Source organism: Neisseria sp. P0022.S010 (assembly GCF_051956635.1).
The window spans coordinates 1-4,538 of sequence record NZ_JBQCXF010000236.1; the positions used below are offsets into that span (position 1 = coordinate 1).

General features: G+C 49.4%; 4 protein-coding genes. 1 reads left to right on the forward strand and 3 read right to left on the reverse strand.

The window, feature by feature from the left end:
- A partial coding sequence (locus ACTHUT_RS14385; protein ID WP_440418945.1) for a sensor histidine kinase occupies window positions 1-491 on the forward strand: 491 nt, incomplete at its 5' end.
- Between the two features lie 129 nt (window positions 492-620).
- Here the strand turns inward: ACTHUT_RS14385 and aroB are convergent.
- The 3 genes from aroB to pilQ form a co-directional block, all read right to left on the reverse strand.
- Complete coding sequence (aroB, locus tag ACTHUT_RS14390) at window positions 621-1,700, reverse strand: 3-dehydroquinate synthase (RefSeq protein WP_250599579.1); 1,080 nt, start codon at window positions 1,698-1,700, stop codon at window positions 621-623.
- A gap of 22 nt (window positions 1,701-1,722) precedes the next feature.
- Window positions 1,723-2,235, reverse strand: a complete 513-nt coding sequence (locus ACTHUT_RS14395) for a shikimate kinase (protein ID WP_003684491.1) — start codon at window positions 2,233-2,235, stop codon at window positions 1,723-1,725.
- A 132-nt stretch (window positions 2,236-2,367) separates the two neighbouring features.
- Window positions 2,368-4,500, reverse strand: coding sequence for a type IV pilus secretin PilQ (gene pilQ, locus ACTHUT_RS14400; protein ID WP_250599577.1), 2,133 nt, complete (start codon window positions 4,498-4,500; stop codon window positions 2,368-2,370).
- Between the last annotated feature and the right edge of the window lie 38 nt (window positions 4,501-4,538).

Consider the following 4,538-nt stretch of genomic DNA (forward strand, 5'->3'; position numbering starts at 1 on the left):
CACGCGCCCAAGCACCCGAAACCCAACGCCCCAAAACCCTGATCAGCCTGCAAAACCAGTTCCGCCGCGTCTTGCAGGAACTCATGCCGCTGGCGCTGGCCAAAGGTCAAGACATCGGCGTCGCCGTTGAAAACGACTGCCAAATCCACGCCGACGACACCGAAATCTACACCCTCATCAAAACCTTTACCGACAACGCCATCCGCTATACTCCCAAAGGCGGCCGCATCGATTTGGGTTTTGACGAAACCACCGAATACCTCAATATCTGGGTAGAAGACGACGGCCCCGGCATTTCCCCAAGCGAGCGCCAACGCGTTATCGACCCCTTCTACCGCATTCTCGGCACCGAACAACAAGGCACCGGCCTGGGGCTTTCCATCGCAAACACCATTGTCAAACGCCATCAAGGCCGTCTGAAACTGGCCGACAGCCGACGCTTTGACAGCGGCTTGTTGATTATTGCCGAGTTGGATAAAAAGACACTTTAAATAATCGACCCGCCCAAATTGGTCTATCTAGCTTTAATCCGACAAATGCAAACGTTTTAAAACCAAAGGCCGTCTGAAAATGACTTTCAGACGGCCTTTTTATATTTTAAAGCAAACTTAATTCATTCCTCACAAATACGGCTGCAAGGTTTGACGGAGGATTTCCATATCGGTAATTTCGGTAATATTGGCTTTACCCAAGTATTCCAAACCGACAAAACGCATGATGCCGCTGCTGACTTTTTTGTCGTGGCTCATGTGTTCAATCCATTTTTCAAAGGAGAAAACAGGCGGCGCAGACGGAAGGGAGGCGGCTTCCATTAAAGCGGCAATGCGGTCGGTATCGGTTTGTTGGGTTTTGCCCAAAATTTGCGACAAACGGGAAGCAAGGACGCAACCGGCGGCAACGGCTTCGCCGTGCAGCCATACGCCGTAGCCCATTTCCGCTTCAATGGCATGACCGAAAGTGTGGCCGAGATTAAGCCATGCACGGATGCCCTGCTCGGTTTCGTCTTGGGCAACAATATCGGCCTTCATTTTGCAGCAATGGTAAACAGCTTCTGCCATTTTTTCTTGGTGTTGCACCATCAGGTCGGCCATATTTTCTTCCAACCAAGCAAAAAATTCGGCATCGCCCAATGCGCCGTATTTGATGACTTCCGCCATGCCTGCGGAAAGTTCGCGTTGCGGCAATGTTTGCAGGGCGGTCAAATCGGCCAGCACGGCTTGAGGCTGGTAGAACGCGCCGATCATGTTTTTACCGAGCGGATGGTTGATGGCGGTTTTACCGCCGACCGAGGAATCGACCTGACTGAGCAATGTGGTTGGCACTTGGATAAAAGGTGCGCCACGCTGATAAGTCGCCGCGGCAAAGCCGACCATATCGCCTATCACACCGCCGCCCAAAGCGATTAAAGTGGTTTTGCGCTCGGCACGGTTTTGCATCAAGCCATCGTAAATCAGGTTAAGCGTCTGCCAGTTTTTATACTCTTCGCCATCGGGAAGGATGATGCTGAAATGCGGCACACCCAGTCTGTCTAAGGCCGTCTGAAGCTGTTTGAGATAAAGCGGCGCAACGGTTTCGTTGGTAATGATGGCCGCTTTTTTGCCTAAATAGGGCTGAAGCAGCGTATCGGCCTGCTCAATCAGTTTATACCCGATAAAGATGGGGTATTGATGGGACGGGGTTTGGACAGTCAGGGTGCGCATGGGGTTCCTTTGCAAAGCGTGTTTATTCGCCTAAAGCCTGTATCAGGCGTTTGAGCGTTTTGTGACAGCTGTCGGATTCGATGACGAGATGTGCGGTTTGACGGTACAGCGTATCGCGTTGGTCATACAGCTCTTGCAGTTTGGCCAAAGGGTTGGCAACTTGCAACAGCGGCCGGTTGCTGTCGTAACGGGTACGCTCCAGCAAGGTTTCAGGGCTGGCATGTAGATAAACAACCGTGCCGTTTTGGCGCAAAATCTGTCTGTTTTCACTGCGTAATACGGAACCGCCACCGGTCGATAAAACGATGTTGCGCCGGGAAGCGAGCTTCTTCAGCATATTGGTTTCACGGTTGCGGAAGCCTTCCTCCCCTTCCATCTCAAAAATGGTCGGAATGGTTACACCCGAAGAAGTGCAGATTTCGTAGTCGCTGTCGTAAAACGGGCATTCAAACATCTGGGCAAGCTGCTTGCCCAAAGTGGTTTTGCCCGCGCCCATCAGCCCGATTAAGATTAAATTGCCGTTGATTTTTTCCATGTGGGTCATTTTATACGATATGGTGGTTTCGTGGAAAAGTTCGTCGTTTTTCAGATGGCCTTTTCATCTCAGGCCGTCTGAAAACCAAAACAGGCATACCTTTTCAGATATGCCTGTTTGTCATTTTAAAAATCAGTAACGCAGATTATTACCCACATTATCCATAATGCGCGGCGTGATGAAGATCAACAGCTCACGGCGGTTTTCACGTTTGCCGCGTGATTTGAACAGATTGCCGACAACGGGAATATCGCCCAAAACAGGTACTTTGTTCACCGCATTGGTGCTTTCTTCCTCGTAAATACCGCCGACAATCAGCGTGCCGCCATCTTCAACCATGGCTTGGGTATTCAAGTGTTTGGTGTTGATACACTTGGTCATCAGAGAATCTACGGTACAGTCGATCGGGGTATCGCGATTAATCTTCACAGTCATGATAATTTGACCGTCAGGCGTAATGTTCGGCGTTACGGTCAAGCCCAAAACGGCTTTCTTGAAGGTAATCGAAGTCGCACCGCTGGAAGAAGCCTCTTGGTAAGGAATTTCCGTACCGGATTCAATTTTGGCTTCTTTACGGTCTTGTGTCAGCACGCGCGGATTGGAAATGGTTTTGCTCTTACCTTGTTCTTCAGACGCGCTGATTTCCAAGCCCAATGCGCCGGACGAGAACGCACGCACCAGCGCAATGCTGTTGACTGCGGCTGCGGTCGGCAGACTGACATTCGGATCCAAAGTCCATTTGCGGTAGCCTACGTCGCCACGGTTAAACGAGGCATTGGTATTGTAGTTGGTTTGTGCATTGCTCCAGTTGCTGCCCCATGCCGTACGGCCGATCGCACCACCGGAACCGAATTTAACGCCCAAGTTGCGGAAGAAGGTATCTTCAGCTTCCACAATACGCGCTTCCACCATCACTTGACGGGTTGGAACGTCCAATTCATCAATCAGTTTGCGGAATTTCTCAATCACGCCGCGGTTGTCGGTCACAATCAGTGTATTGGTGGCCGGATCGATTAAGGCGCTGCCTCGGTTGCTCAACAGAGTGTTGCGGGTGTTGGAATTATTGCTGTCGTATTCTTCCAAACGCAGAATTTTGCGGAATTCTTCCACGTTTTTGTATTTCAACTGGAAGGTTTGAGAATACAGCGGACCCAATTCGGCAATCTCTTTTTCAGCCTGCAAGAAGGCTTTGTCTTTTGCCAACAATTCATCGCGAGGTGCGATATTGATAATGTTGCCTTGACGGCGCATATCCAAATTGCGCGCCTGCATAACCAAGTCTAAAGCCTGATCCCAAGGTACATCTTTCAGGGACAAAGTCATAGTGCCTTTGACGGTATCGCTGGCAACAATATTCATGCCGGATTCTTTTGCCAAAATCTGCAAGATGGTACGAACTTCTACATCTTGGAAATCCAAAGAAATTTTACGGCCTTTGAACGATTTGTTCGCATTGTGGTTTAAGCCGCCGGATTCGGTATTGGCGGCTTTAGGCGATACTTCAAATACAAAGCGTCCGGAAGAAGCTTTGGTATTGATGTCCCAATTCGCATTATTGTTGCGGATAATAAGCTGGGTAGAATTGCCGATACGTTTGAGCGTAACGTTTTGTACAGGTGTATTAAAGTCAGCCACATCCAAACTGCGTTGCGCTTGTGTCGGCAAAGTATGGTTTTTCAATGTCACAACCACGCGGTCGCGCTGCTGTTTAATATCCGGCTGTCCGCTGAAACCAGGGGCGGACAATTCAATAATGCCGGAATTGCGTGCGCCTTTGCGGAAATCGATATTGGCTGCTGAAACGGCTTGATAAGTCTGAGCAGCGCGCGCGGTAGACGGCGTAGCCGCACGTTCATTTGCAACGGCCGCATTGGTTTGATCAGTAGATTCGTTTACAAATACCCAAACTTCGTTGCCGCGAATCTCAGTATTGTATTGGCTGATTTTGTTCAAACCCAAAACCACGCGTGCACGGTCATTGTTTTGCGCCGCAGTAATTTGATTCAGCAATGGGTCGGCATATTCCAAAACAGGCTGAGGCAAACGGATATTGGTGTTGGCAAAATCCAATGCGATACGCGCCGGCGTAGATGTTACAAAACCATGAGGTGTGGTGACATCTTTGTCGAAACGGATTTTGATGATTTTTTGGTTGTCAGGCAAAGTAGAAACGTTAATATCGGTAATATTGCCTGCAAAGGCCGTCTGAACAGCGAGGGCAACGCTGAAGCCGGCAAATAATTTTGTCATGTGCTTGGTTTTCATAATCGAGTGAGACCCCTAAATTAATTTGAATTCGAACT

Excerpts from the sequence above, each read along its gene's own strand:
- aroB (WP_250599579.1), bottom strand. The coding sequence starts at position 1,700 with ATGCGCACCCTGACTGTCCAAACCCCGTCCCATCAATACCCCATCTTT.
- ACTHUT_RS14395 (WP_003684491.1), bottom strand. The coding sequence starts at position 2,235 with ATGGAAAAAATCAACGGCAATTTAATCTTAATCGGGCTGATGGGCGCG.
- pilQ (WP_250599577.1), bottom strand. The coding sequence starts at position 4,500 with ATGAAAACCAAGCACATGACAAAATTATTTGCCGGCTTCAGCGTTGCC.